Below are 22,952 nucleotides of genomic sequence, written 5' to 3' on the forward strand. Positions count from 1 at the left end.
CGACTTTCTCATCCGGGGTAGCCAGAAGGTGATCGGTCACTACGAGCGCCTTCTTTCGACCGCGACGAGTGAGGAAGAGCGCCAGCTTTATCAATCCCGAATTGAGCGAGAGCGGCGAGTGATAGAGGATCTACGCCAGGGCGCTCTCCCGGATCGCTTTGCCGCGTAGCCGCTGAGCAGCTTCTGCCAGAAAAAGTACGTACGGCCTCTTGAACTCACGGGCGTCGCTTCTAGTTCGATTCTCGACCGCGGCTGCGGTGTGTCGAGCGCCGGGCCGGGTTCGGCACGAGGTACGGGACTGGAGGTTCGACTCTCACCGACTCCCGTCCTGCCTAGCTTCGTATCCATATTGCTCTTTGGAGGACTTGGCTATGAGGACACCTGATTTTACGCCACTTTGGCGCACTAGCGTCGGCTTCGATCATCTGGCTGACCTTGTCGAGGGCATGTCGGGCCAGCCGACCGAGGACAACTATCCTCCGTACAACATCGAGCGGTCCGGTGACGATCAGTATCGAATCACGCTGGCCGTAGCGGGCTTTGGTGCCAACGATATCTCCGTGACGGCCGAGCAGAATGCTCTCACGATCGAGGGCAGGAAACCCGATGGCGCTGCGCGCGAGTATCTGTATCAGGGCATCCCGGCGCGACCGTTCCGAAGAGTCTTCAGCCTCGCCGATTACGTTCAGGTGAAGCAGGCGACCTTCCAGAATGGTCTCTTGATCGTGGATCTCGTTCGAGAGATTCCGGAAGCCATGAGACTACGCAGAATTCAGATCGGAAGCGGAGAGGCCTCTTCGTCTCAAATTGAACAGAAGAAGGCAGCGTAGAATGGCCCGACATGGATGCTGAGCTGTGACCTCCAGCCAGGTCGCGCTCTCTCGAGTGATCTCGCGGCGAGCATCGCTGCTCACCAATACGAAACCCCGCGTGGCGACGCACTTCGCGCCGCCGCTCATAACGCACCCACCATCCCTTCAGAAAGGAGTGATAAGGGAGGCACCCATGACCAACGTCAACGTTAATGGCGGTGGCATGCACCCATTCTTCCACCCCGCCGCTCATTACAGTTCGCCGGCGGAAGTCCTGAATGACAAGGAGCTCTCGATCCCCGAGAAGCGAATCGTCCTGTCTTCATGGGCGTCCGACATGTACGCGGTGGAATCCCGCCCCGATTTGCGGGAAATCCCTGGCACCGGCCATTCGGTACGGTTGAACGACATACTTGCAGCGTTGCGTCAGCTCGATGGTGGTGACGATGACGATCCGCCCCGTGGCGGCGGCGTTCCCATGCGGTTGCGGCGGCCTTGGGCCGCCGCCGCACACCGGAGGTGGTTGTGATGGTCACGGAAGCCGTTCTGGGCATCGTTCTGCTTGGCCATGCCGCAGCGGCCTGGGCAGTTCCGATTGTAGCATGGCAACGAGGGCTTCTGCCGCTGCTTGATGACCCCACACGCATGCAAGGGTGACCGACATGTGTGGTCAGCGAGCAATATTGGCATGGGTTCTAGTTGCGGCGTTCTTCGCGTCTCCACCAGCCTCAGCTCAGGTGCCGGACCTGAAGACGGGCGGTACTGTACCAACATTGGCTCCAGTAGTTCGGCAGGTAACGCCCGCCGTGGTCAACATTTCCGTGCACGGTCGTGTGCGCGAGGACAATCCGCTTTATCGCGATCCTTTCTTCCGCGAATTTTTCGACATTCCCAAGCAGGTCGAGAAAGAGGTCAACTCGACGGGTTCGGGAGTCATCGTCGATGCGATCCGTGGCTATGTGTTGACCAACAATCATGTTGTCGAGGGCGCGTCTTTGGTTCAGATTACAACCAAGGACGGCCACCAGCTTTCTGCGAAAGTAGTCGGACGCGATCCTCCTACCGATGTCGCTGTACTGCAGATCCAGAACCCTGTCGGCCTTCAAGGGCTTCCCTTCGGCGACAGCGACGCGCTTGAAGTGGGAGATTTCGTGCTTGCCATTGGCAATCCCTTTGGTCTCGGCCAGACGGTCACGTCCGGCCTCGTGAGTGCGCTGGGTCGCACAGGCTTGAGTAAAGAAGGCTACGAGGACTTCATCCAGACCGATGCTGCGATCAATCCGGGCAATTCCGGCGGCGCATTAGTCAATCTTCGCGGCGAGTTGGTCGGCATCAACTCGGCTATCATTTCACCTGGCGGCGGCAACGTCGGGATTGGCTTCGCCATTCCCGCGAACATGGCGCGGCTGGTCATGGACCAGATTGTAGACAAGGGACGCGTCGAGCGCGGCCGCATCGGAGTCTCACTGCGCGACCTCCAACCATCGACCAATAAAGGTCGCAATGAAGGTGCGGTCATCGCGGAGGTCTCGCCGGATTCGCCCGCTGAGAAGGCCGGCTTGCGGAAGGGTGATATCGTCATTATGGCGGACGACCGTCCGATCCGCACGGCCTCGCAACTTCGTAACAAGATCGGCCTCGCGCGTGTCGGCCAAGACGTGAAGCTTACGCTGGTGCGCGGCGAAGCCACCAGTTCGGTGATCGTCAGAGTAGCCCCGCCGGCCGTGGGGAGTAGCCCATCCACTCGGTTGCGTTAGATGCAAGACCGTAAGGTTCGGCACCCCACAGCAGAACAATAGGTCGCTATGCGCTCAGTGCAGAATGGCCCGCTTTTATCTCAAACCCTGCGAGAACTTATGATTGGCGTTTGCCTGAAGAAGAACGCTTTTTGTTCCAGGGCAACCACCTGACTGCTCAATGCTGTAAGTCTTATCGCCTCCCAGTGCCTCTACAGCCACGACCGCGCCATTTCGGCTTCGGGCTCGCCGACAAACTGACAAGTTCGCTTTCGCCCGGTCTGTGTGACTGTTGCGCCGAATTTAATAGTTTTACCGGAGCGCTTGGAGACACATCGACGATTTCTGCACGCGCAAGCTTGGCTTCCAAGTCGGCTATGCGGGCCCGTTAAGACCTTGCTCGGTCCTTCACGCCCGCACCTCCTGCCGTTGGAACAGGACGTAGCCGACGACGAACAGCACGATGGTGCCGGCGATGAGGCCGACGGTCTGTGGCCAGGCAATCATGACGCTCTCGCCGAACGGCAGGGGCGAACCCATCACCGCGCCGCGCAGCTGATCGATGAAGACCGGACCCAAGGTCCGCGTGGTCGGCGAGAGCACGGCGATCATGGCTTCGCCAAAGAGGTCGTTGGGCGACACACGCTGCAGCGTGTTGGTCCAGATGGCGGTCTGCGGATCGTTGAGACCGAGCAGCGCATAACGCGGATCGGGCGGCGAGATCGCCTGCGCGATCGCCGGCGCCAGCATCGTATAGAGCACGGTCAGGAATAGCCAGATGCCGAGCGCGACGAGGGCTGCGGTGGCCGGCGAGCGGAACACGATGGACAGCAGCATCGCGAGCGACAGCCAGACCCCAGCATAGAAGATCGCCACGACTAGGAACACCAGCGATCGCGCGATCTCTTCGCCGCCGGGCGGCACGCCGAGGAAGATCAAACCGAGCCCGATCACCAGCAGCCACAGCGCGGCGAGGCTGATGCCGATGGTGGCGAGCGCCGCAAGATATTTTCCCATCAGGAGCGCGTCGCGGTAGATCGGCTGGGCCAGGATGCGCGACAACGTCCGCCGGTTATACTCGCTGTTGACAGCGTCGAAGCCGAGCCCGATCGCCATCAGCGGGATGAGGAAGCCGAGGATCGCCACGAAGGACGGCAGCGGCGCCTGGTCGATGGTGAAGAGGCGCAGCAGCAGGAACGGGTCTTCGGCCGTGTTCTGCCGCAGGCTCGTGATCGCCTCATAGAGCGCGGCGAGCGCCGTGAACAGGATCAGAAGCTCCAGTATCAGCATGCGGACGCTGGAGATGTGATCGGCAAGCTCCTTGACGAAGACCGTGCCGAGGCCCTGGAACGGTGAACCTTCACGCCGCATGACGGACGCCTCCTCCCGCGGCCTGGAAGTAGCGGGCATAGATCGCCTCCAGACTGGGTTCGTCGACCGAAAGCCGCTTGAGCGCGCCATCGACCGAGACCACGGCACGCGCCGCATCCGGCCGCACATCGCGCTCGGCGGTCATGCGGAAGCGATCGGGCGCCAGCGTCTCGACCTGCGTCACGCCGGGAATCATCGACAGGCGCTGGGCGATGCCCGCGCCTTCGGCCTCGACCTCGACCACAAAGCCCGCGCCGAGCACCTTGACCGACAGCTCCGGGACCGATCCCATCAACACGATGCGGCCGGCCTGGAACAGCGCGACGCGGTTGCAGATGCGCTGCACCTGGTCGAGCAGGTGCGAGGACAGCAGCACCGTGATGCCCTCGCCCCGGAGCTCATCGATCAACGCGAGGAACTCCAGGGTCGCCTGCGGATCGAGCCCGGAGGTCGGCTCGTCGAGGATGGCGATCTCGGCGCGCTTGATGATGATCTCGGCGAGGCCAAGCCGCTGCCGCATGCCGCGCGAGAAGGTGGCGACGCGCTTGTTGGCGACGTCACTGAGCCGCACGCGTGCCAGCGCCCCTTCGATCCGCTTCGTGCGCTCGGCCCGTGTCAGTCCCATCAGCTTGGCCGTGTAGGCGAGATTCTCCGCCGCGGTGAGCTGATCGTAGAAGCCGACGGAATCGGGCAGATAGCCGACGTGGCTCTTCACCTTCAGCGGCTCGCGGGCAGGATTGAATCCGAGCACGCTCACTGTGCCCTCCGATATCTCGGTCAGGCCGAGCATCATCAGAATGGTCGTGGTTTTGCCGGCGCCGTTGGGCCCGAGCAGACCGAACACCTCACCCCGCGCGATGTCGAGATCGATGGCGTCGACGACGGCGGTGTTGCCGTAGCGTCGGGTCAGGCCGCGCGCGCTGATGACAATGTCGCGCGGGCCGCCGACGGCCTGTGTCTGGCTGTCGCTCATCGCCGTCCGAACCTTACAACCGCACCCAGCATCAGCAGCAGCGCCATGCCGATGACCCCGGCTCCCGCAATACCCCACACCGTCGAGGTGCCGACGGTGATGCGGAACTGGCTGGAGGCGCTCTCGCCCCTCGAGGTCGCGCGGATCGTGGCCTGATAGTCGCCGGCGAGGGACTTTTCGCTGGGGGTCACCAAAGCCTGCACCTCGGCATCCTTGCCGGGCACCAGACGCTCGATGGTCTTAGGCTCGAAGGTGACCTTCCAGCCCGTCGGGGCGGTGGCCGCAAGCGTGATATTCTCCGCCGGCGCCGTGCCCGAGTTGGTGACAACCACGGGAATCGAGCTTTGTTGTCCGGCAACCGCGCGCGCGCTGAGCAATCCTTCGCGGCCGGACACCTGGAGCTGCGGCTGGCCGACCACGTCGAGGGCAACCTCGGTCGAGGCCGAGACATCTTCGGCTTTCACAGTCACCTTGACCGGGAAGTGCCCGGCATCGACCGTGCTCGGCGGCCGCACCTTCAATTTGACGTCTTTGGACTCGCCGGCCTTGATGGGGATCGAGGACAGCTCCTGCGTACCGTAGGCCTCGGTGAACGAGGTCTCGAAATTGCTGGGCGCCTGCGCATCGAAGCTTGCGACCACGTCGCGGCCGGAATCGTTCTTGATCGCGAGCGTATAATCGAAGTTCGATTTCGGGCTGCCGCGCAATGACGGCAGGGTCGGAATCACCGTGAGCTTCGCCGGCAGCTCCTTGGCAAGTGCTATCGTGATCGGAAGGTCCGCACTGGCGCCCTGCCCTTGCGCCTTGACGGTGATTGTCTGCTGGCTGAGATCGGCCCCCTTCGGGATCTCGAGCCGAAGCTGGAGCGACACGCTGGCGTCAGGCGCCGGCTCGGCCGCAGCGACCGGCTGTCCGCCGCCGAGCAGCGCCGCGGTCCACCCGGCCGGCACGCCGGCGACCGAGAGCTGATACGGCTCCGGCGCAAGACCATAGTTCTGCAGGCGCAGCGAAATGTTGGAGGTGGTGCCCGGCCTCACCGTGACGGAAGGATAATCGGTCATGAGGTAGAGGCCCTTGATCTCGCGTGCCGGCTCGGCAGCATGGGCCAGGGGGCCAATCAGTGTGAGGGCAAATGCAAGACGCGCAACATCAAGCGCTCGCATGGACGACACTCCTGCAAGGGGAATGAACCCGGGATGGCTATCGCACGCCGCCCAAACCGGGGCGCCAGCGTGTCGGATGATGGAAGCAATCGTGACGAAGTTGGGGAAGGAAACGAGCCGGCCAGTTACAAGTCTGTGATTTCAGGCATTTTCGGCTCAGACTTTGGTAGGAATTGTGCTCGTCCTCTGAATGCATCGTGACGCGATATTCATACACGCGCAACCGGCGCGGCAGCGCAGTAAGCGCTAGTGTGGGTAAGGAGCGCGAGCGACGTGCCCACCACTTTTGTCTCGAAGAGCGGCTGGCGAGAGAAGTGGCACGCATCCGCCTTCGCTCTTCGAGCTCCGGCGGAGCCTTTGCCGCCCGGCTTCCTGCCCTACATTCCCGGCTAGATCGGCTTCTCCACCGCCCCGCCGGAACCCGCCCAGTCCTTGAAGCCGCCGATGTATAGACCCGGCTGCAGCCCTGTCCTTGAGCACCTTGCCGAGGCCGCACCGGGCCGCAGGCCGAGCGGGAGAGGGCCCCCTGGTGTTCATGGCAGCCACCTGACTTCCTCAATCCTGTAGTTCTTGTCTCCTCCCGGTGCCTCCACAGCAACGACCGCGCCCTTCGACTTGCCGATCAATGCCCGGGCGATCGGTGAGCTCACTGAAATCTTGCCTTGAGCAGGATCGGCTTCGGGCTCGCCGACAATCTGGCAAGTTCGTTTCTCGCCCGTATCCTCGTCTCTGAGCGTGACCGTCGCGCCGAACTTGATAGTTTCGCCGGAAAGCTTGGACACATCGATGACTTCTGCGCGCGCAAGCTTGGCTTCCAAGTCAGCTATGCGAGCTTCGTTGAGACCTTGCTCAGTCAGCGCAGCTTGATACTCCGAGTTCTCGACGAGATTGGGATCGTCGCCGATCGCCTGCTGGATGCGCTCGGCAATCTGCCTCCGCTTGATCCTGATGCGGTCGTTTAGTTCGGCCTGAAGGGCGGCGTAGCCCGCCGCAGTCATGGGAAGGCTCGGCATGGAAATAGCTGACTTTTCGGATGCGCTTTAGCCGAGGGCAAGCCCCAGCTTGGGGTCATCGGCTGGAAACTGCCCTGAACCATCGTTGTTTCAGAGCACCCGCCCGACTAGGGGAACCGATTGACCGAGGCCGCACCGGGCCCCGTGTCCACGTAGAGACTGCAGCCCCAGGAACTGCCGGTGCAGTCGAGAGTTTAGCGCGTATCGAGAGCCTACTTCGGCGCGACGCACACCAAGCGTCCCACGATCGCCTCCTTGTTGCCGCGACAGAGCAACATCGGGTTCAGACCAATGTACCAGCATGCCGAACTCACGCCTGCGATGACGAGCATAGCAATGCTCCTCACGCGCAAGCAGCACCTGATCAGCCGCCTAGAAGAAGATCCCGGGCCAAGGGAGCGTGAGGAGATCGAGCATCTTCTCGAAAGGATAGATGCCGAACTGGACGCAGTTGATAGCCCAGATCGGCTCTGAACACTGCGGCATCTATGTCGACGCGTTCCTATTGCGACCTTGGCGGTGCCGATCAGGAGGACGCCGAATATCTTGAATCGTTGATCCGCCAGGATTTCGAGCGATGCCATCCCGGAGACACTCTTGACGATCTCAAACGCCGGGCAGTCTTTTCAAGAGAGGACAGAGGATTGCTGCGAGACTGGATGGCGATCGCGGCAAGGCGCGCAGCGGATGAGCGGTCCAGGAGAACTCCCAACTCGACGGCCTAGCTTGCGAGCTTAGCTGGCTCGGTTTACCAGGCCGGGCAGCTCGCTCTTGACCCCGGTCATGATGAAATTCACTGCGATCGCCGCAATGATGAGCGCCATCACGCGTGTCATGACGTTGATGCCGGTTCGCCCCAGGAGCCGCTCAATCGCAGCAGCCATCCACAAGGTTAGGCCGATCAATAGAGTTGCGAGGATCGCTGCCGACGCCAAGAATGCCTTTCCGAGCCATCCCGGATTGTCATTCGAAAGAGTTATCATGATGCTCAATTCCGCCGGTCCCACGAGCAGCGGGAAAGCAAACGGTGTAATGGCAAGGCCATGCACGTCGCTTTCCTCGTAGTTCCCTTCGTCAGCACGAGGAATGAACTTTCCATATTGCGCCTGGAACATCTCAAATGCGATCACCAGCACGAGCAGCCCGCCCGCGATCCGGAAGTCATTGAGCCCCACATTGAAGAAGGCCAGTATCTCCTTCCCGAACATCGCGGATCCGACGAAGAAGATAGCGACCGCCGTGCAGGCCAAGACAATAATCCGGTGGGTCATCGCTGCGCCAGTGCGCCCAGTCATTGCTAAGAACACGGGGATGGCTCCGACCGGGTTCGTCAGTGCGTAGAGGAGCATGGTGGTGCCGACAAACTGATTCCACGCCACGGTCGTTGGATTCCTCCGCATCGATCGAGATCTTGCCGCCGGAGCCGGGTAACTCAGCTCAGTTGTCGCGGTTCCCGGCCAGGACTGGTTCCGGCAGCTTGACACAACAGCAGAAATTCGTACGAAAATGGACTTTCCGGGAGATGTCCGCGCCAAGGTGCCTGCTCAAGGGCCTGGGCCTTGTCTTCGCGAAGATCACGACAATCACATCCAGCCATGCCGGCCGGGCGAACGAAGCCTGCTCGTCGGCGCGCGCTTGGGACGATCGGAAGACAAATGAACATCCCTGAAACGAGCACCAAAACGCATGCCATCTCCACGGGAATCGCCGGCTTTGACGGCATCTTAGATGGCGGATACGCGTCGCACCGTGTGCACCTGATCGAGGGTCAGCCGGGAACCGGTAAGACCACGCTCGCCCTGCAGTTTCTTTTGGACGGTGCGTCGAAGGGAGAGCGCTGCCTTTACATCACCCTGTCCGAGAGCAAGGACGAGCTGCGGCAGGTGGCTGAGACGCACGGCTGGAATCTCGAGGGGATCGAGATCTTTGAGCTTATCCCGGCGGAACTCAGTCTTGACCCCAAGCAGCAACAGACGGTGGTCTATGCCTCCGACCTTGAGCTCGGCGAAACGACCAAAATGACGTTCGACGAGGTCAAGCGGGTTGCGCCGGCGCGGGTGGTTTTTGACAGCCTCTCCGAAATCCGGCTCCTGGCGCAGAACCCGCTGCGCTACCGCCGGCAGGTCATCGCCCTGAAGCATTTCTTTGCCCAGGAGGGATGCACCGCGTTGTTGCTGGACGACTTGACCGACGAGGCCGACGACCTCAATCTGCATAGCCTCGCCCATGGCGTCATCCGGCTCGAACACAATGCGCTGCAATACGGCGCCGAACGCCGCAGGCTGCGCATTTTCAAGATGCGTGGCCGCAGCTTCCGCGGAGGCTTTCATGATTTTGTCATCCGCAAGGGCGGGATCGTCTTGTTTCCGCGCCTGATCGCGTCCGAGCACGTCGACAACGCACCTGCAGCGGAGCCGCTCCTGAGCGGCATCGGTGAGCTGGACCAGTTGCTGGGGAGCGGCCTCGACCGCGGCACCAGCACTCTGCTCATCGGGCCGTCCGGCTCCGGCAAATCATCCATCGCCATGCAGGTCGTCACCGCGGCGCTTGGCCAGGGTGAGCGCGCCCTCTTCGTGACCTTCGACGAGACCAAGGCGATCCTGATGAAGCGTGCAGCCGGCATGGGCTGGCATCTGGAGCATCCGATCGCATCAGGACAGCTCCTGCTCGAACAGGTCGACCCCGCGGAGCTTTCTCCAGGTGAGCTCACTGGAATGGTGCGCCGGCGCGTCGAAACCGACAATGTGCGGGTCGTGGTCCTCGACAGCTTGAGCGGCTACCAGAATGCAATGCCCGCCGAGCAGTTCATGTTGCTGTTGATGCACGAAATGCTGACCTATCTCAATCACCGCAGCGTCGTGACGATCTTGACCCTAGCGCAGCACGGACTTGTCGGCTCAATGCAATCCAGCGTCGATCTCACTTATCTGAGCGACACGGTTCTGCTGTTGCGCTTCTTCGAGGCCGCCGGAAGGATCCGCCGCGCCATTTCGGTTCTGAAGAAGCGCACCGGGCGCCACGAAGACGAAATCCGTGAGTACCGGCTCGACAATCGCGGCATCCGCGTCGGACCGCCTCTGGCCGAGTTCCAAGGCGTCCTGTCGGGTTCTCCCGTCTATACGGGCCAGCACGGCGCGCTGCTTACGACGAGGAGCAATGGAGAATCGTGAGCCAAGCCCGGACGGGCCGGTGCTCGTATTGGCGCCGTTCGGTCGTGATGCCGGCGTGGTCTGCTCTGCGCTGCGTGACGTTGGCATCCACGCGCTGCAGCAATCGAGCCTTTCGGAGTTGGTGGCCAACCTGAATGATGCCGCCGCGGCGGTCATTGCCGAGGAAGCGCTGGTTCACGAGCATCGTGGCACATTGGCTCATTGGATCGCCAATCAGCCGCCATGGTCGGACTTTCCCTTCGTATTGCTGACACTGAGGACGGGCCAAAACGGCGCGGCTCTCACCAAACTGATCGAGCTGCTTGGCCACGTGACGGTGCTCGAGCGGCCGCTGGCGGCGACCTCCCTCAAGAGCGCGGTGCTGGCGGCGATACGCAGCCGCCGGCGGCAGCGACAGGCCGAGCATTATCTGCTGCAGTTGAAGCAGCTGGCCGACACCCTGGAGCGCCGCGTGGAGGAGCGGACCCAGCAACTCCTGGAAGCGAACAAGCGACTGAGAGACGAAATCGTGGAGCGCGAGCGCACTGAAGTCGCACTGCGTCAAGCCCAGAAGATGGAGGCCATCGGTCAACTCACCGGCGGCATCGCTCACGATTTCAACAATCTTCTGATGGCGATCATTGGCAATCTCGAGCTGATCGCCCGGCGAGTGGAGGACGAGCGCATCCAGCGATATGTTCGCAACGCGATGCACGGGGCGCAGCGCGGAGCCAAGCTCGTGGGACAGCTTTTGGCATTCTCCCGCAAGCAGCATCTCACGCCGGAACCGGTCGATGTCAATGAACTCGTGGGCACAGTTGCGGAGATGCTATCCAGAACCCTTGGAGCCTCCATACGGGTCGACGTTGTCACACAAAAAGATCTTTGGCCTGCACTGGTCGATTCGACTCAACTGGAGCTGATGTTGCTCAATCTTGCGATCAATGCGCGAGACGCGATGCCGCAGGGTGGCCTTCTTACCATCGAAACAAGCATTCTCCATGGTGTCCCGGAAGATCTGCGGACAGACCTCAAGGCAGGTGAATATGTCTGCATCGCTGTGAAAGATACTGGCACCGGAATGCCTCCGGATGTTCTGGCCCGAGCTTTCGATCCATTCTTCACCACCAAGGAGCCCGGCAAGGGAACGGGACTTGGATTGTCGCAGGTCTACGGGTTTGCCCGCCAGTCCGGCGGGACCGCCAAAATCGAAAGCGAGGTTGGTCGTGGAACGGTGGTGCGAATCCTCTTGCCGAAATCGACCGAGGCTGTCGTCGGAAGCGACGATCGCCAACCGGATACCCCGGGCGCGGGAGCAAGGGAGCACATCCTTGTCGTGGACGACGATGCCAGCGTGCTGGAGACGACACGGAGCATGCTCGACGATCTCGGATATCAGGCGATCGCGGCGGACACTCTGGATATGGCGCTGACCGCCATGTCCGATCAGCCGATCGATCTGGCCATCGTCGATCTCGCCATGCCCGGCCTCTCGGGACTGGACGTCGGGCGCGAGCTTCAACGGCGGAAGCCCGGCTTACCTGTCGTGTATTGCAGCGGCTATCCGGATCTGATCGAGGAAACCAGCAAGCGCCTCGATGGCGGCACACTGCTCAGCAAGCCGTTTTCCTCTCGGGATCTCTCCATCAAGCTTGAAGCGACGCTCCGCTCGAAAGTCAACCATTATCCCGCCTGACTGGAAGATGCCGTCGACGCGCGCATTTAATCGAGACCGGTCCGCAACATCGCGCGCGCCAGCTGAAGCTCGCTAATCGCTTGCCGCAGCGATCGACCGACCGCGCGCTTGTCGCCGTTCGCGCAAGCCGTCTTCAGCTCCTTGATGTGCTGCGCCGCCGTCTCGGCGTGTGCAACAATATCCGCCGCGCCTGCAAAACTGGATTTCATGTCGAGCACATTCCCGCACAACGAATTGGTGTTCGACGGGAGCGGAGACCCGCTCCCGTCGAACTGCACTTATTTCGAGTTGATCGCAATGCGCTTCACCTTCGATTCGGCCTGCGGCAGCTTTGGCATGGTGACCGTCAGCACCCCGTTCTTGAACGCGGCAGAGATCTTGTCCTGATCCACGTCGTCGACCGGGATACGCCGTTCAAACCGGCCATAGTAGCGCTCGCTGAACTTGCGATCCTTGTCTTCCGTTTCGGTCTTCTTCTCTCCCTTGATCGAGAGGACGCCATTAGCGAGTTCGACCTGGACGTCTTTCTCCTCGAGACCCGGCAATTCTGCCGTGACCTTGACGTCCTTGTCGCTCTCATTGACCTCGATGCTCGGCCAATTCATCGACTGCTCGAAGAAGCTGCCGCCAAACGGCGCGACATCGAAGCCGCGGAAGACATCATCGAATAGCCGGTTCATCTCCCGGTGCAGGGTGAGAACCGGATTGTAGTTTTCGGAGCGGCGGGTGGTCAGATCACGACCACGGCCCCAAGGGATTAGATCAGTGATAGCCATAGGGTTTCTCCTTTCTCTGTTCCAAGCGCCCGCGGCGCGGCGGGCCACGCCGCGAGCGCCAATTACGGGCAGGCGGTGTGTTAGGCCGCTTGCTTGTTCTCAATTTGCTGGTGGTCGCCACCTGTGCTGATCGCAATCTGGCGGGGTTTCATGGCTTCCGGAACCTCCCGCACCAGATCGATCTTGAGCATGCCGTTCTCGAACGAGGCGCCCTTCACTTGCACGTACTCGGCCAGATTGAACATCCGCCGGAACGGGCGTGAAGAGATGCCTTGATAGAGATACTGGTGGGCGCCCTTCTCGGCCTTGCGACCCTCAACGGTCAGCATGTTCTGCTCGGCCGTGATGGAGACCTCATCGGGTGTGAAGCCCGCAAGCGCCAGGGAGATTTGATAGTGGTCCTCGCCGACACGTTCGATGTCGTAGGGGGGATAGTTGTCCCCACCGGTCCATCCGCCGGAGTCATCGAGAAGGTCGAACAGACGATCGAAGCCGACGGTCGATCGCCACAGGGGAGCAAGATCAAGCGTGGTCATAGCCATATCCTCCATTGAGCAACATGGTTCTGGGCGCTTCGGACACCTGCCTGGCGCCCGCTGACCGGGCCCTGTCTCAGGCGCCCGGTGGTGCCGCGCGATGGCTCGCGCTTTCACCCATCAAGTTAGAAGGGAGCCCCATCATTTCAAGTCCTGCCGGCATCTTGCGAAAACTGCGATGCCGCACCCATGTTTTTTGGCGGGTCCGTCTGAGACAAAGGATACTTTCCTATCATCCTGCTGAGCCTCGGCCGGCCCCTCCATCGCACTTGGCCGAAGAGAGTGACCATGGCAGCAGTCCTAGACGATGTGATCGAAACCGCGCTCTTGGAATCCTTTCCAGCGAGTGATCCGCCGTGCTTTGCCGCGCTCGGTGTCAACATCGGCTCTCCCGATCGGTCAATTGCTTGGCGAGCGCGACCAGCCCGCCGCTCCGCGCGAGCGACCGCGGAACGACCAGCTCCTTCCGAGGTCCAAGGCGCTGCCGCGCGCCGGCGTGGCCATTTGGCAAAGCCGGCCGGATCTCACGCTTGAAAAATATACCCGACTGGACGCACGGAGGACCGAATGAAGATCGCGCAGATTGCGCCGCTGTTCGAGAGCGTACCGCCCCGGCTTTATGGCGGGACTGAGCGGGTCGTGCACTACCTGACGGAGGAGTTGGTCAGGCAAGGGCACAAGGTCACTCTGTTTGCGAGCGGGGACTCCATCACATCGGCCGAACTCGTCCCCTGCACGACCCAGGCCCTCCGGCTCGATCCGGATGTCAGAAATTCGATTCCGCACCAAATGCTGCTGCTGGACAAGGTCCGGGAGCGCGCTGAGGAGTTCGACGTGCTCCACTTCCACGTCGACTATCTGCACTTTCCACTGTTCCGGACGCAGGCCCGACGGACCGTAACGACCCTCCACGGGCGGCAGGATTTGCCCGACCACATGCCGTTCTACGCCCATTTCCCCGAGATGCCGTTGGTCTCGATCTCCAACGCTCAACGCGCGCCGCTGCCGCGGGCCAATTTCGTTGCAACCGTCTACCACGGGCTGCCGCTCGATCTGCATAAGCCGACTTTCCAACCGGCTGGCGGCTATCTCGCCTTTCTCGGACGAATTTCCGCAGAGAAGCGGCCGGACCGCGCGATCGAAATTGCGCGAGCAGCGGGACTGCCGTTGAAGATTGCCGCGAAGGTCGACAATGCCGACGAAGCCTACTTCCGTGACACCATTGCGCCGCTGCTCGACGGTCCGGGGGTGGAATTCATCGGTGAGATCAACGAGAGCGAAAAGACCAAATTTCTGGGCAACGCGGCAGCACTGCTGTTTCCGATCGATTGGCCGGAGCCCTTCGGCCTCGTCATGATCGAGGCCATGGCATGCGGCACGCCGGTCCTGGCGTTCCGCGGAGGATCGGTCGCCGAGATCGTTGAGGACGGGATCACCGGGCGCATCGTCGAAAGCGTCGACGAGGCCGTGCAAGCCATGCCCTCTCTTCTGGCGCTGGATCGAATGGCCATTCGCGCCCGTTTCGAGGAGCGCTTCTCCGCCACCCGTATGGCTGCCGAATACGTCAAACTTTACCAGAGACTGCTGCGAAAACGGGCTGCATCCGAGCGTCACCTGCCGAGCTTCGCGGCGCGTCCGATCGCAAGATTGCAGGCTCAGGCGGAAACTGGGGTTCAAAATGAAGCCAATTGAGGAGGCCCAATACGGGACATGACCATGACACCCATCGATGTCTCGGACGCCGGTACTTTCGGCCCTGCGTCTAGCACGTTGGACAATAGCGCGGCATGGGCGCGTTGCCTGGACGGCGATCGGGACGCGTTCCAGGTTGTGGTCAGCGCTCACCTGGACGAGCTATTCGCTGCAGCTGAGCGGGACATCCGATATCACGTCGCCCTCGGCGGTCTACTCGAGGGCGATTTGTCTGCGGAGGAATTGGTTGGCGAGACCCTGCTGCGGGCATGGCGAGACCGCCGAACCCGTCCGCAAGCCCTCGGGCTTCGTGCATGGCTGCTCGGGCTCCAGTTCCGCGTGCTGATGCGCATCGTCCGGCAGGAGCAATTGCTACGGCGTCTCATTTCCGTTTCGCTGGAGTCGCGTGCGCCGGAGCCGCCGATCTACGACGATGACGAAGGCTTCTATGAATGGTTTCAACCGGACGAGGTGGTGCGCTGGGAGGACATTTTGCGTGCTGAGTCCGATCTCGAGCCCCCCACGGGAGTATTCGACCGGAACATTCCGGGTCTGTCGCCCATCGCTCGCCAGGTGCTGGTGATGCGTCATGTCCACCGCCTCAGCTTTACCGAAATTGCAATTGGCTTGCGAATTTCGCGGGAAAGCCTGTCGCAGCTCTGGCGAGAGGGGCAAGCCCGCTTGGCTGAACTGATGAGGAGGACTGCAAATGAAGGCTCTCAGCCTCGCCATTGACGCCCATCATGCACTCACTCCGGAGTTGCGGGACCGGATCGTCCAGAACGTTCGCACGCGGATGCAAGAGCACTCCTATCGATTGCTCTCCCCCGAACATTTCCGCGCTCTCGCTGCACTCGACACGGCCGGCCCTCCCGTCGTCAGCCTCTATCTACAGCTGACCCCGGAACGGCGCGTGGGAGGTGGCTGGCGGTCTGCCCTGTCAGCCCTCAGCCATCGCATCTCGCAGACGGCTGATCAGGCCATTCGGGCCAGCGTCAATGCGGACATCGAGGATATCCGGGGCGCGTTGGATCAACAATTGCCCGAACTTGGCCGTGGCGCTGCATTCTTCGCTTGCCGCGAACGTGGGATCTGGCGGCAGATCGCCCTGCCGATTCCGCTGCCGGACAATATCCGGATTGGACCCCGGCCTTACCTGCGACCTCTATTGCGCACCTGGGGCCGCAGCGACCGAATGCTACTTGCGCTGCTGTCGCGGGAGCAGAGCCGCTTTTTCGTCAGCCATCTCGGCACCATCGAAGAGATCTACCGCGTCAAGGGCCAGCGCATTCGGGGCATGCTGACGGATCGTGTCCCGCGCGACCGCCGCGAAGCGCTGGCGACTCAACTCATGAAGGACGAGGCGAAGGCCTTGGCCTCGATGACTGAGATCATCGGCCGAGAGTTCGAAACAACCCACATCCTGCTCTGCGCGCCTCCCGACATGAGCGCGGCTTTTCGCGATCATCTGTCCAAGGATTCTCTCTCCCGCCTTGCGACGTGCGAGGTCAGCGTACACGCGTCGTCTGCCGAAATCGGTGTTGCGGCCGCCGCAAAACAAGATCAGCTCAAAGCTCGAGAGGAGCGCGAGCTTATCGACCGATTGCGCGAGGCGAATCCAGTTGCGGTCTCAACGGGAACACAGGAGACCTTAGACTGTCTGAGCGAGGGACGAGTCCTCACCTTGGTCGTTGACGACAGCTACGCTGCTGCTGGCGCCCAATGCGGGCACTGCGGGAGTTTGTTCGAAGACGCGCGGCTATCGAAGTGTCCGGTTTGCGGCGAGGCCGATCTCGAGGCGATCGATGACCTCGTTGAGGCGGCGCTCCAGCAGGCGCTTGAGCGCAGAGCACAGATCGCCTTCGTCCGCGAACCGACGTGCCGTTCAGCCCTTTCTGAAAAGGCTCCGTTACAAGCCTTGCTGCGATACTGAAAAGGCGGCCTTCGGGCCGCCTCCACCGTGACATCGGATTGCAAGCCGAACTGCAACCCGTCGCCCGCATTGGCATGCATAAGTGCTGCAGATAGGAATGTCCCGGCCCGCATCAGTTTCGACCACTTGCGTCCGAAAGACGGGACAACCAGATATTTGATGCGCGCTCGACCCAATCGCAGGCTGCCCCGGGCCGCCACGAAGGCGCCAAGGCGGAAAAGGCCGTGCCGTCCCCGGCTGCCTGCGATCGGGCCGAAAATCCTCCTCCTCTTGCATCTAGTTAGCTCTCCGAGGTGAGTCATTCCATGGCCAGCAGCTCGGGCGAGCCTCTCCGCGACGTATTTGCGTGTGGCATGAACGCCGCCATGACCCCGCGCATGGATGGACACGGGCCAAACCTCCTGATACCGCCCAGGACCGCTATGAGAGCGACAAGGCGGTGGGAAACCGTTTACCATTCGCGCGAATCCGCTTGAGCTGGGCCATCTGATCCGGTACATGCTCGCGGTACACACAACCCACCGAGGTTGTCTGGAAACGCTGATTTCACTGCGGTTTTCGAGCCCTCTTGGGCTCTGGCAGAGAATCCCTCCCTCTCCGCCATATTAGAACGGCCTCGAGAACGCCCCGTAAAACAGAGACTTTTGCATACCCGGCGGGGTCCTGGTGGAGCCCTTGAGTGTAGCCCCAAGAAACCTCCTATTTCGCATATGTGGTTGCTGCTGACAGGATTCCGTACGCTTCGGAAGCTATCGTCGGGCTGGATTGGCCCCTTGCCTAAGCTCGTAAATCAGTTTTGTGAGGTTGGGGTCGTCCGGCCCGATGGCGGCGAGGCGCTGTGCATAGGTTAGCGCGGCTTCCGTATCGCCATTCGTTCGGCTGAACGCAATGAGCGCGGACAGGATGCTGCGATCGTTGGGATGGCTTGCCAGGGCTTGCTTCAGGACCGTCACAGCTTCGTCAGCATGGCCACTTGAATGGAGCGCGACCGCGTAGACATAGGCGTATTGCGGACTGTCCGGCTCCAGTTCGATTGCTTTCTGGAATTCGACGATGGCTTCGTCCGGTCGCTTCAGCCGTGTCAATGTTAGCCCGAGCGCATGGCGGAGCGCGGCGTCGCGTGGCGATGTCGCGATCACTGTACGCAACGCATCTTCACCGTCCTTATCCCTGCCGAGCTGCCGATAGAGATCGGCGAGGTTGACGGCAGCGACCGTGTATTGCGGGCTCAGCCGCAACGCCGCCTTGTATTCCGACTCGGATTCGGCCAACTGTCCGCGCTGGGCCAGGAAGTTTGCAAGCGTCGTCCGCGCCTCGGGCCTTTCCGCGTTGGCGCGTTGCGCATCGACGAATTCCGCTGCCGCCTGATCGAAGCGCGCGCGATCCGCCTGGGGCTGTCTCGCGGCCGGGATGGCGGCGAGCAGCGAGGCCGTTCTGATCCGGACGCCGCGCACGGGATCGGCCAGCAGAGGGGATGCCAGCGGCCAGATCTGGGCGGCCGGGAGGTTTGCCAGCACGTCGAGGGCTCCGATCCGAACCATCGGGTCGGAATCGGACAGCCCGCTTCGCGCAGCATTGATGTTCGCCGGCGAAACGCGTGAGGCGAGTTCGCTGAGTGCGCTGGCGCGTGCGACGGCTGGTACATTCTTGCCCGCGGCGATGATGCCGAGAAGGGCGGCGGCATCGACCTGGTCGGTCCGTGCTGCGTGGAAGGCGGGCCCAAAGGTCTGAAAACCCTTTCTGCCGGGACCGAACCACCGTTCGACGGCAGCGGCCGTCCACTCTGCGGGTTTGTCGCGGTGGCAATCGTTGCAGGCGTTCGGCGTACCCAATGTGAGGGAAAGATCGGGGCGCGGAACACGGAAGGTGTGGTCATGGCGGGGGTCGACGACCATGTAGGTGCGCGTCTGCATGTGGCACGAGGTGCAGGTTGGCTGCGGCTTGACGCTGCCGTGGTGATGATGCTCGACGTTGGCGTATTTCTCCGGCGCATGGCATTGCAGGCAGACGCCTTCGCCGGATGCTCGAAGCTTCGCGCTGTGCGGCTCGTGGCAGTCGCTGCAGGTGACGCCGGCGGCAAACATCTTGCCTTGCTTGAATGGCGTATAGTTATACGGCTCTTCCTCGTCACGGATCTGGCCATCGGAATGATAGGTCGTGCGCGCGAGCGGCTCGACCACGTGCGTCTGAGACAGCCACTGTCCTGGCAGCCAGTCCTCGTGGAAGGAGGCCCGCCGCGCATGGCACAACCCGCAGGTCTCGACCTCCTTGCGAAGCGTGGCAGGCGCGACGCTGCGCCTGCCGATCCCTGTTTGCGGATCGATCGGCCAGGTGACGCCTTGGCGCTCGTCGAGCAGCGTGAGCAGCCCCTTGCTTGGGTCCTCGCGCTTGCCGAAGGGCCACCAGCTTTGTTGCTCGCGCGCCCAGGCGGCATGACGCGAACCCTGGCCGTGACAGGCTTCGCAGCCGACGCTGATCTCTGACCAGCCAGTCGCGAAGCGGTCTGTCTTGGCGTCGTAGTTCTTGCGTACGCCCGTGGAGTGGCACTCCGCGCACATGAAGTTCCAATTCTGGTTCAGCCCGGTCCAGTGCAGGACATCGTCGTGCTTGATCTGCTCATTGGGATAGATGTGAAACCAGCGCTGGCCGCCTTTGTCTTGCGGGCGACTGTCCCAGGCAATCGAAAGCGCCTGAATGCGGCCGTCGGAGAACTCCACCAGGTATTGTTGCAACGGCTCTACGCCGAAGGTGTATTTCACCTCGTAGACGGCGAGCTGACCATCCGGTCCGTCGGTCTCGACCAGAAACTTGCTGTCCTTGCGGAAGAAGCGGGAGTACACGCCATAATGGTCGAAGCCGGCGTCGTTGAAGTTGCCAAGCACAGTCTTCTCGGTGGCGTGCTGCATCGCAACCTTGTGCTGCGAGGCGTTCCAGAGCTTGGCTTCGGTACGATGACAGCCGGTGCAAACTTCGCTACCGACGAAGCTTGCGCCTGAATCGTCTTGCGAGTCCGAAACTGCCCCTCTGCTGCCGAGAAACCACAGGGCAAGTCCCAAAGCGGAGACCAAAACCAGCACGAACCCGAAAGCCGTCCGGGCCATTCGCATCGCGCGCAGAACGGCTCCTGATCCTGTTGACGTCGGTGCTTCGGCGACAGCCGGCTCTTCCCCGATGGGATCCTTTCGCAATCCCGATTTGGTGGAGGATCTCCGTCGCTTGCGTGCCAACGACACCCCCAGCGCTAGGACCGCGATGGTGCGATCGCGACTGTGCCGAGTTGCTGGCGCGGAGCCTTCTCGTCGCATATGCAATCGTCAGAGCTCTGGGGCAGGTCCAGCCCCATCGCCCTGTCGGTTGCCACCGTCGCCTTGCATGCCGCTACGACATTGAACTCGGGCACGCGGCCGCTGACGGGGATCACAAGTTGGCTTCCGGGCAGTGCCATCGAAAACAGCGCGACCTTCATACTGAAGCTCCCTGCGAACTGCCTCTCGTCGAATGAACCACCTGACTTCAGCGCCGCAACAAGTTGAGTCTTTCCGTCGGGACAACGTTGACCTGGATCAAGGGAAGGCTTGGTCCCGCTGACAGGCTCGCAGTTTGCCGTGCGTACCATCCCACCGGGAGTTCGCCATGAGATCCATTTGCAGTATGTTCGTGGGTGCATGTTTTCTCGCCCTGAATTACGTTTCGGCATCGGCTCAGCAGATCACCGGCACGCTTGGTTCGGCCGGCGCCACCGCCACAATTGACGGCAAGCAAATTCCGCCACCTGATCCGAAGTTCGGCGGCGTAATCAATGAAAAGGCGTCGGAGTCGAAGCCGTGGTGGGCCCCGCGTGTTGTGCCGCCGAAAGGCGCGCCCAACGTGCTGCTTATCATGACGGATGATCAGGGCTTCGGTGCGCCAAGCACATTCGGTGGCGTGATACCCACGCCTGCGATGGATCGCATCGCGAAAGCTGGGCTGCGCTTCACGAATTTCCACTCAACATCGTTGTGTTCACCGACGCGGGCGGCGCTGATCACAGGGCGCAACCATCACTCGGTCGGCTTCGGAGTCGTCGGCGAAGTAGCTACTGGTTTCCCGGGTTACAACTCGATCATTCCGATCGAGAAAGGAACGATCGGCACGGTCCTGAAGGCGAATGGATATGCAACGTCGTGGTTCGGCAAGGACCACAACACGCCATCGTACCAGTCGAGCCAAGCCGGGCCGTTCAATCAATGGCCGACCGGAATGGGTTTCGACTATTTCTATGGCTTCGTCGGTGGCGACGCCAGCCAGTGGCAGCCGAACCTGTTCCGCAACACGACGGCCATCTATCCTTTCGAGGGCAATCCGAAGTGGAATTTGGAAACGGCGATGGCGGACGATGCCATCCAGCACATGAAGCAGCTCAAGGCGCTCGCGCCCGACCAGCCGTTCTTCGTCTATTACGTGCCGGGTGCGACCCACGCGCCGCATCATCCGACGCCGGAGTGGATAAAGAAGATCAGCGACATGCACTTGTTCGATGACGGATGGAACAAGGTGCGTGAAACCATCTTCGCCAACCAGAAGCGATTGGGCATCATGCCCGAAAACGCCAAGCTGACGCCGTGGCCGAAAGAATTGCCGCAGTGGGATTCTCTCAGTTTCGAGGAGAGGAAGCTCTTCATCAAGCAAGCGGACGTCTATGGCGCATATCTCGCCTATGCCGACAACGAAATCGGCCGGGTCATCCAGGCCGTCGAGGATCTCGGCGAACTCAACAACACCATGATCATCTATATCGGGGGCGACAATGGCGCGAGTGCCGAAGGCATGATCAACGGCACGCCGAATGAATTCACCACGTTCAACGGCGTCGCGGTACCGGTCAAGGACCAGCTTCTCTGGTACGAGTTCTGGGGATCGGACAAGACATTCCCGCACTTTGCGGCGCCGTGGGCGTGGGCGATGGGCACTCCGTTCAAGTGGGTAAAGCAGGTGCCGTCGCATTTCGGCGGCACGGCGCAGGGCATGGTCATGTCCTGGCCCGGCCACATCAACGATCCGGGCGGCATCCGCAGCCAGTTTCACCACGTCATAGACATCGTGCCGACGATCCTCGAGGCCACGGGCATTCCGCAACCAGACATGATCAACGGCATCAAGCAAATCCCCGTCGAGGGGGTCAGCATGAAGTACACTTGGGACAAGGCGAATGCGAAGGCGCCGAGTCAACATACGACGCAGTACTTCGAGATGCTCGGCAATCGCGCGATCTACCAGGACGGATGGGTGGCGGCCACGACACCGGCGACACTTCCCTGGGCGCTCAGCTCGGCCGTGCCTCCGGATGTCATCACCGGCTACAAGTGGGAACTTTACAACGTCCAGGAGGACCCGACCCAGTTCGACGATCTCGCCGCCAAGATGCCGGACAAGCTCAAGCAGATGCAGGACCTGTTTTACTCCGAGGCAAAGAAGTACAACGTGCTGCCTCTCGACAATTCCACCCTCGCCAGGTGGAATGCGCCGCGCCCGAACCTCACGGCGGGACGAACGGTCTTCTCCTACAGGGGTGAGCTGTCGGGCGTTCCGGCCAGTGCAGCTCCAAGCATCCTGGGCAAGTCCTACGCCATCACTGCTGAGGTCACGATCCCGGACGGCGGCGCCGAAGGCATGATCGTTACCGAAGGCGGGCGCTTCGGCGGCTATGGCCTGTTCGTGAGCAAGGGCGAAGCCGGCGTTGGCCGCGGCAAGGTGGTGTTTCTCTACAACCTGCTCGACCTCAAGCGAACCATGTGGGAAGGGCCGGAGTTGAGCGCCGGCAAGCACACCATCATCTTTGACTTCAAGTCCGATGGTCCGGGTCTGGGCAAGGGCGGTACCGGCGTGTTGTCCGTGGACGGAAAGGAAGTGGCAAGACAATCCATGAAGAACACCATTCCCGTCACCTTCCCCGAGGATGAAACCTTCGATGTCGGCCTGGATACCCGCTCCGGGGTCGCGATGGTCGAATACCGCTACGACCCGCCGTTCAAGTTCACCGGCGAGATCGACAAGCTGACCTTCAAGCTTGAACCTTTCACGCCGGAGCAAGAGGCAAGCGCAAAGCCATAGCGGCACCGGTGG

General features: G+C 61.6%; 20 protein-coding genes. 10 read left to right on the forward strand and 10 right to left on the reverse strand.

From position 1 onward, the window contains the following. Positions 1-371 precede the first annotated feature (371 nt). The 3 genes from FJV43_RS19235 (at position 372) to FJV43_RS19245 (ending at position 2,569) form a co-directional block, all read left to right on the forward strand. Positions 372-830 carry an Hsp20 family protein gene (locus tag FJV43_RS19235; protein ID WP_239619958.1) on the forward strand — a complete coding sequence of 153 codons (459 nt, stop codon included), beginning with the start codon at positions 372-374 and terminating at the stop codon, positions 828-830. Positions 831-1,005: 175 nt separating this feature from the next. Then, on the forward strand, positions 1,006-1,341 hold the full coding sequence (locus tag FJV43_RS19240) for a hypothetical protein (RefSeq protein WP_239619959.1): 336 nt from the start codon (positions 1,006-1,008) through the stop codon (positions 1,339-1,341). A gap of 133 nt (positions 1,342-1,474) precedes the next feature. Then, positions 1,475-2,569: a trypsin-like peptidase domain-containing protein gene (locus FJV43_RS19245; protein ID WP_239629502.1), complete on the forward strand. Its 1,095-nt coding sequence runs from the start codon at positions 1,475-1,477 to the stop codon at positions 2,567-2,569. 387 nt (positions 2,570-2,956) lie between these two features. On the opposite strand, the gene FJV43_RS19250 is transcribed toward FJV43_RS19245, so the two are convergent. The 4 genes from FJV43_RS19250 to greA all read right to left on the reverse strand — a co-directional run bounded on the left by FJV43_RS19250 (position 2,957) and on the right by greA (position 7,068). Beyond that, complete coding sequence (locus tag FJV43_RS19250; protein ID WP_239619961.1) at positions 2,957-3,919, reverse strand: ABC transporter permease; 963 nt, start codon at positions 3,917-3,919, stop codon at positions 2,957-2,959. Then, positions 3,909-4,892: an ABC transporter ATP-binding protein gene (locus FJV43_RS19255; protein WP_239619963.1), complete on the reverse strand. Its 984-nt coding sequence runs from the start codon at positions 4,890-4,892 to the stop codon at positions 3,909-3,911. The genes FJV43_RS19250 and FJV43_RS19255 overlap by 11 nt, the downstream gene beginning before the upstream one ends. Beyond that, positions 4,889-6,055, reverse strand: coding sequence for an NEW3 domain-containing protein (locus FJV43_RS19260; RefSeq protein ID WP_239619964.1), 1,167 nt, complete (start codon positions 6,053-6,055; stop codon positions 4,889-4,891). The genes FJV43_RS19255 and FJV43_RS19260 overlap by 4 nt, the downstream gene beginning before the upstream one ends. A 533-nt stretch (positions 6,056-6,588) precedes the next feature. Further along, the gene (gene greA / locus FJV43_RS19265; protein WP_239619966.1) at positions 6,589-7,068 is read right to left on the reverse strand and encodes a transcription elongation factor GreA; all 480 of its coding nucleotides are present in this window, start codon (positions 7,066-7,068) and stop codon (positions 6,589-6,591) included. 291 nt (positions 7,069-7,359) lie between these two features. On the opposite strand from greA, the gene FJV43_RS19270 reads away from it, so the two are divergent. Further along, on the forward strand, positions 7,360-7,542 hold the full coding sequence (locus FJV43_RS19270) for a hypothetical protein (RefSeq protein WP_239619967.1): 183 nt from the start codon (positions 7,360-7,362) through the stop codon (positions 7,540-7,542). A 260-nt stretch (positions 7,543-7,802) separates the two neighbouring features. Here FJV43_RS19270 and FJV43_RS19275 read toward each other — a convergent pair whose 3' ends face one another. Next, positions 7,803-8,447, reverse strand: coding sequence for a MarC family protein (locus FJV43_RS19275; RefSeq protein WP_239619969.1), 645 nt, complete (start codon positions 8,445-8,447; stop codon positions 7,803-7,805). A gap of 276 nt (positions 8,448-8,723) precedes the next feature. On the opposite strand from FJV43_RS19275, the gene FJV43_RS19280 reads away from it, so the two are divergent. Both FJV43_RS19280 and FJV43_RS19285 read left to right on the forward strand, forming a co-directional pair. Then, entirely contained in the window at positions 8,724-10,238 is a 1,515-nt protein-coding gene (locus tag FJV43_RS19280) for an ATPase domain-containing protein (protein WP_239619970.1), read from the forward strand. Continuing rightward, positions 10,225-11,913: an ATP-binding protein gene (locus tag FJV43_RS19285; RefSeq protein WP_239619971.1), complete on the forward strand. Its 1,689-nt coding sequence runs from the start codon at positions 10,225-10,227 to the stop codon at positions 11,911-11,913. Before FJV43_RS19280 ends, FJV43_RS19285 begins: the two co-directional genes overlap by 14 nt. Before the next feature lie 26 nt (positions 11,914-11,939). Here FJV43_RS19285 and FJV43_RS19290 read toward each other — a convergent pair whose 3' ends face one another. From FJV43_RS19290 to FJV43_RS19300, 3 genes are all read right to left on the reverse strand, one after another. Further along, on the reverse strand, positions 11,940-12,122 hold the full coding sequence (locus FJV43_RS19290) for a hypothetical protein (protein ID WP_239629503.1): 183 nt from the start codon (positions 12,120-12,122) through the stop codon (positions 11,940-11,942). 69 nt (positions 12,123-12,191) lie between these two features. Beyond that, positions 12,192-12,689 (reverse strand): Hsp20/alpha crystallin family protein, encoded by a 498-nt coding sequence (locus FJV43_RS19295; RefSeq protein ID WP_239629505.1) that lies wholly within the window; start codon positions 12,687-12,689, stop codon positions 12,192-12,194. An 80-nt stretch (positions 12,690-12,769) separates the two neighbouring features. Then, positions 12,770-13,225, reverse strand: a complete 456-nt coding sequence (locus tag FJV43_RS19300) for an Hsp20 family protein (protein WP_239619973.1) — start codon at positions 13,223-13,225, stop codon at positions 12,770-12,772. A 567-nt stretch (positions 13,226-13,792) separates the two neighbouring features. On the opposite strand from FJV43_RS19300, the gene FJV43_RS19305 reads away from it, so the two are divergent. The 3 genes from FJV43_RS19305 to FJV43_RS19315 are packed head-to-tail and all read left to right on the forward strand — an operon-like array spanning position 13,793 to position 16,850. Further along, a complete protein-coding gene (locus FJV43_RS19305; RefSeq protein WP_239619975.1) occupies positions 13,793-14,917 on the forward strand; it encodes a glycosyltransferase family 4 protein in 1,125 nt (374 codons plus the stop codon). Between the two features lie 18 nt (positions 14,918-14,935). Beyond that, the gene (locus FJV43_RS19310; protein ID WP_239619976.1) at positions 14,936-15,652 is read left to right on the forward strand and encodes an RNA polymerase sigma factor; all 717 of its coding nucleotides are present in this window, start codon (positions 14,936-14,938) and stop codon (positions 15,650-15,652) included. Next, complete coding sequence (locus FJV43_RS19315; RefSeq protein ID WP_239619978.1) at positions 15,627-16,850, forward strand: hypothetical protein; 1,224 nt, start codon at positions 15,627-15,629, stop codon at positions 16,848-16,850. Before FJV43_RS19310 ends, FJV43_RS19315 begins: the two co-directional genes overlap by 26 nt. A gap of 749 nt (positions 16,851-17,599) precedes the next feature. Here FJV43_RS19315 and FJV43_RS19320 read toward each other — a convergent pair. Both FJV43_RS19320 and FJV43_RS19325 read right to left on the reverse strand, forming a co-directional pair. Then, positions 17,600-19,951, reverse strand: coding sequence for a tetratricopeptide repeat protein (locus FJV43_RS19320; protein WP_239619979.1), 2,352 nt, complete (start codon positions 19,949-19,951; stop codon positions 17,600-17,602). Between the two features lie 140 nt (positions 19,952-20,091). Further along, positions 20,092-20,316 carry a hypothetical protein gene (locus FJV43_RS19325; RefSeq protein WP_239619981.1) on the reverse strand — a complete coding sequence of 75 codons (225 nt, stop codon included), beginning with the start codon at positions 20,314-20,316 and terminating at the stop codon, positions 20,092-20,094. 185 nt (positions 20,317-20,501) lie between these two features. On the opposite strand from FJV43_RS19325, the gene FJV43_RS19330 reads away from it, so the two are divergent. Then, positions 20,502-22,940: an arylsulfatase gene (locus FJV43_RS19330; RefSeq protein ID WP_239629506.1), complete on the forward strand. Its 2,439-nt coding sequence runs from the start codon at positions 20,502-20,504 to the stop codon at positions 22,938-22,940. The last annotated feature ends 12 nt before the right edge of the window (positions 22,941-22,952 follow it).

The organism is Bradyrhizobium sp. I71, assembly GCF_022354745.1.
Taxonomy (GTDB): domain Bacteria; phylum Pseudomonadota; class Alphaproteobacteria; order Rhizobiales; family Xanthobacteraceae; genus Bradyrhizobium; species Bradyrhizobium liaoningense.

Excerpts from the sequence above, each read along its gene's own strand:
- FJV43_RS19235 (WP_239619958.1), top strand. The coding sequence starts at position 372 with ATGAGGACACCTGATTTTACGCCACTTTGGCGCACTAGCGTCGGCTTC.
- FJV43_RS19240 (WP_239619959.1), top strand. The coding sequence starts at position 1,006 with ATGACCAACGTCAACGTTAATGGCGGTGGCATGCACCCATTCTTCCAC.
- FJV43_RS19245 (WP_239629502.1), top strand. The coding sequence starts at position 1,475 with ATGTGTGGTCAGCGAGCAATATTGGCATGGGTTCTAGTTGCGGCGTTC.
- FJV43_RS19250 (WP_239619961.1), bottom strand. The coding sequence starts at position 3,919 with ATGCGGCGTGAAGGTTCACCGTTCCAGGGCCTCGGCACGGTCTTCGTC.
- FJV43_RS19255 (WP_239619963.1), bottom strand. The coding sequence starts at position 4,892 with ATGAGCGACAGCCAGACACAGGCCGTCGGCGGCCCGCGCGACATTGTC.
- FJV43_RS19260 (WP_239619964.1), bottom strand. The coding sequence starts at position 6,055 with ATGCGAGCGCTTGATGTTGCGCGTCTTGCATTTGCCCTCACACTGATT.
- greA (WP_239619966.1), bottom strand. The coding sequence starts at position 7,068 with ATGCCGAGCCTTCCCATGACTGCGGCGGGCTACGCCGCCCTTCAGGCC.
- FJV43_RS19270 (WP_239619967.1), top strand. The coding sequence starts at position 7,360 with ATGTACCAGCATGCCGAACTCACGCCTGCGATGACGAGCATAGCAATG.
- FJV43_RS19280 (WP_239619970.1), top strand. The coding sequence starts at position 8,724 with ATGAACATCCCTGAAACGAGCACCAAAACGCATGCCATCTCCACGGGA.
- FJV43_RS19285 (WP_239619971.1), top strand. The coding sequence starts at position 10,225 with ATGGAGAATCGTGAGCCAAGCCCGGACGGGCCGGTGCTCGTATTGGCG.
- FJV43_RS19290 (WP_239629503.1), bottom strand. The coding sequence starts at position 12,122 with ATGAAATCCAGTTTTGCAGGCGCGGCGGATATTGTTGCACACGCCGAG.
- FJV43_RS19295 (WP_239629505.1), bottom strand. The coding sequence starts at position 12,689 with ATGGCTATCACTGATCTAATCCCTTGGGGCCGTGGTCGTGATCTGACC.
- FJV43_RS19300 (WP_239619973.1), bottom strand. The coding sequence starts at position 13,225 with ATGACCACGCTTGATCTTGCTCCCCTGTGGCGATCGACCGTCGGCTTC.
- FJV43_RS19305 (WP_239619975.1), top strand. The coding sequence starts at position 13,793 with ATGAAGATCGCGCAGATTGCGCCGCTGTTCGAGAGCGTACCGCCCCGG.
- FJV43_RS19310 (WP_239619976.1), top strand. The coding sequence starts at position 14,936 with ATGACCATGACACCCATCGATGTCTCGGACGCCGGTACTTTCGGCCCT.
- FJV43_RS19315 (WP_239619978.1), top strand. The coding sequence starts at position 15,627 with ATGAAGGCTCTCAGCCTCGCCATTGACGCCCATCATGCACTCACTCCG.
- FJV43_RS19320 (WP_239619979.1), bottom strand. The coding sequence starts at position 19,951 with ATGGCCCGGACGGCTTTCGGGTTCGTGCTGGTTTTGGTCTCCGCTTTG.
- FJV43_RS19325 (WP_239619981.1), bottom strand. The coding sequence starts at position 20,316 with ATGAAGGTCGCGCTGTTTTCGATGGCACTGCCCGGAAGCCAACTTGTG.
- FJV43_RS19330 (WP_239629506.1), top strand. The coding sequence starts at position 20,502 with ATGTTCGTGGGTGCATGTTTTCTCGCCCTGAATTACGTTTCGGCATCG.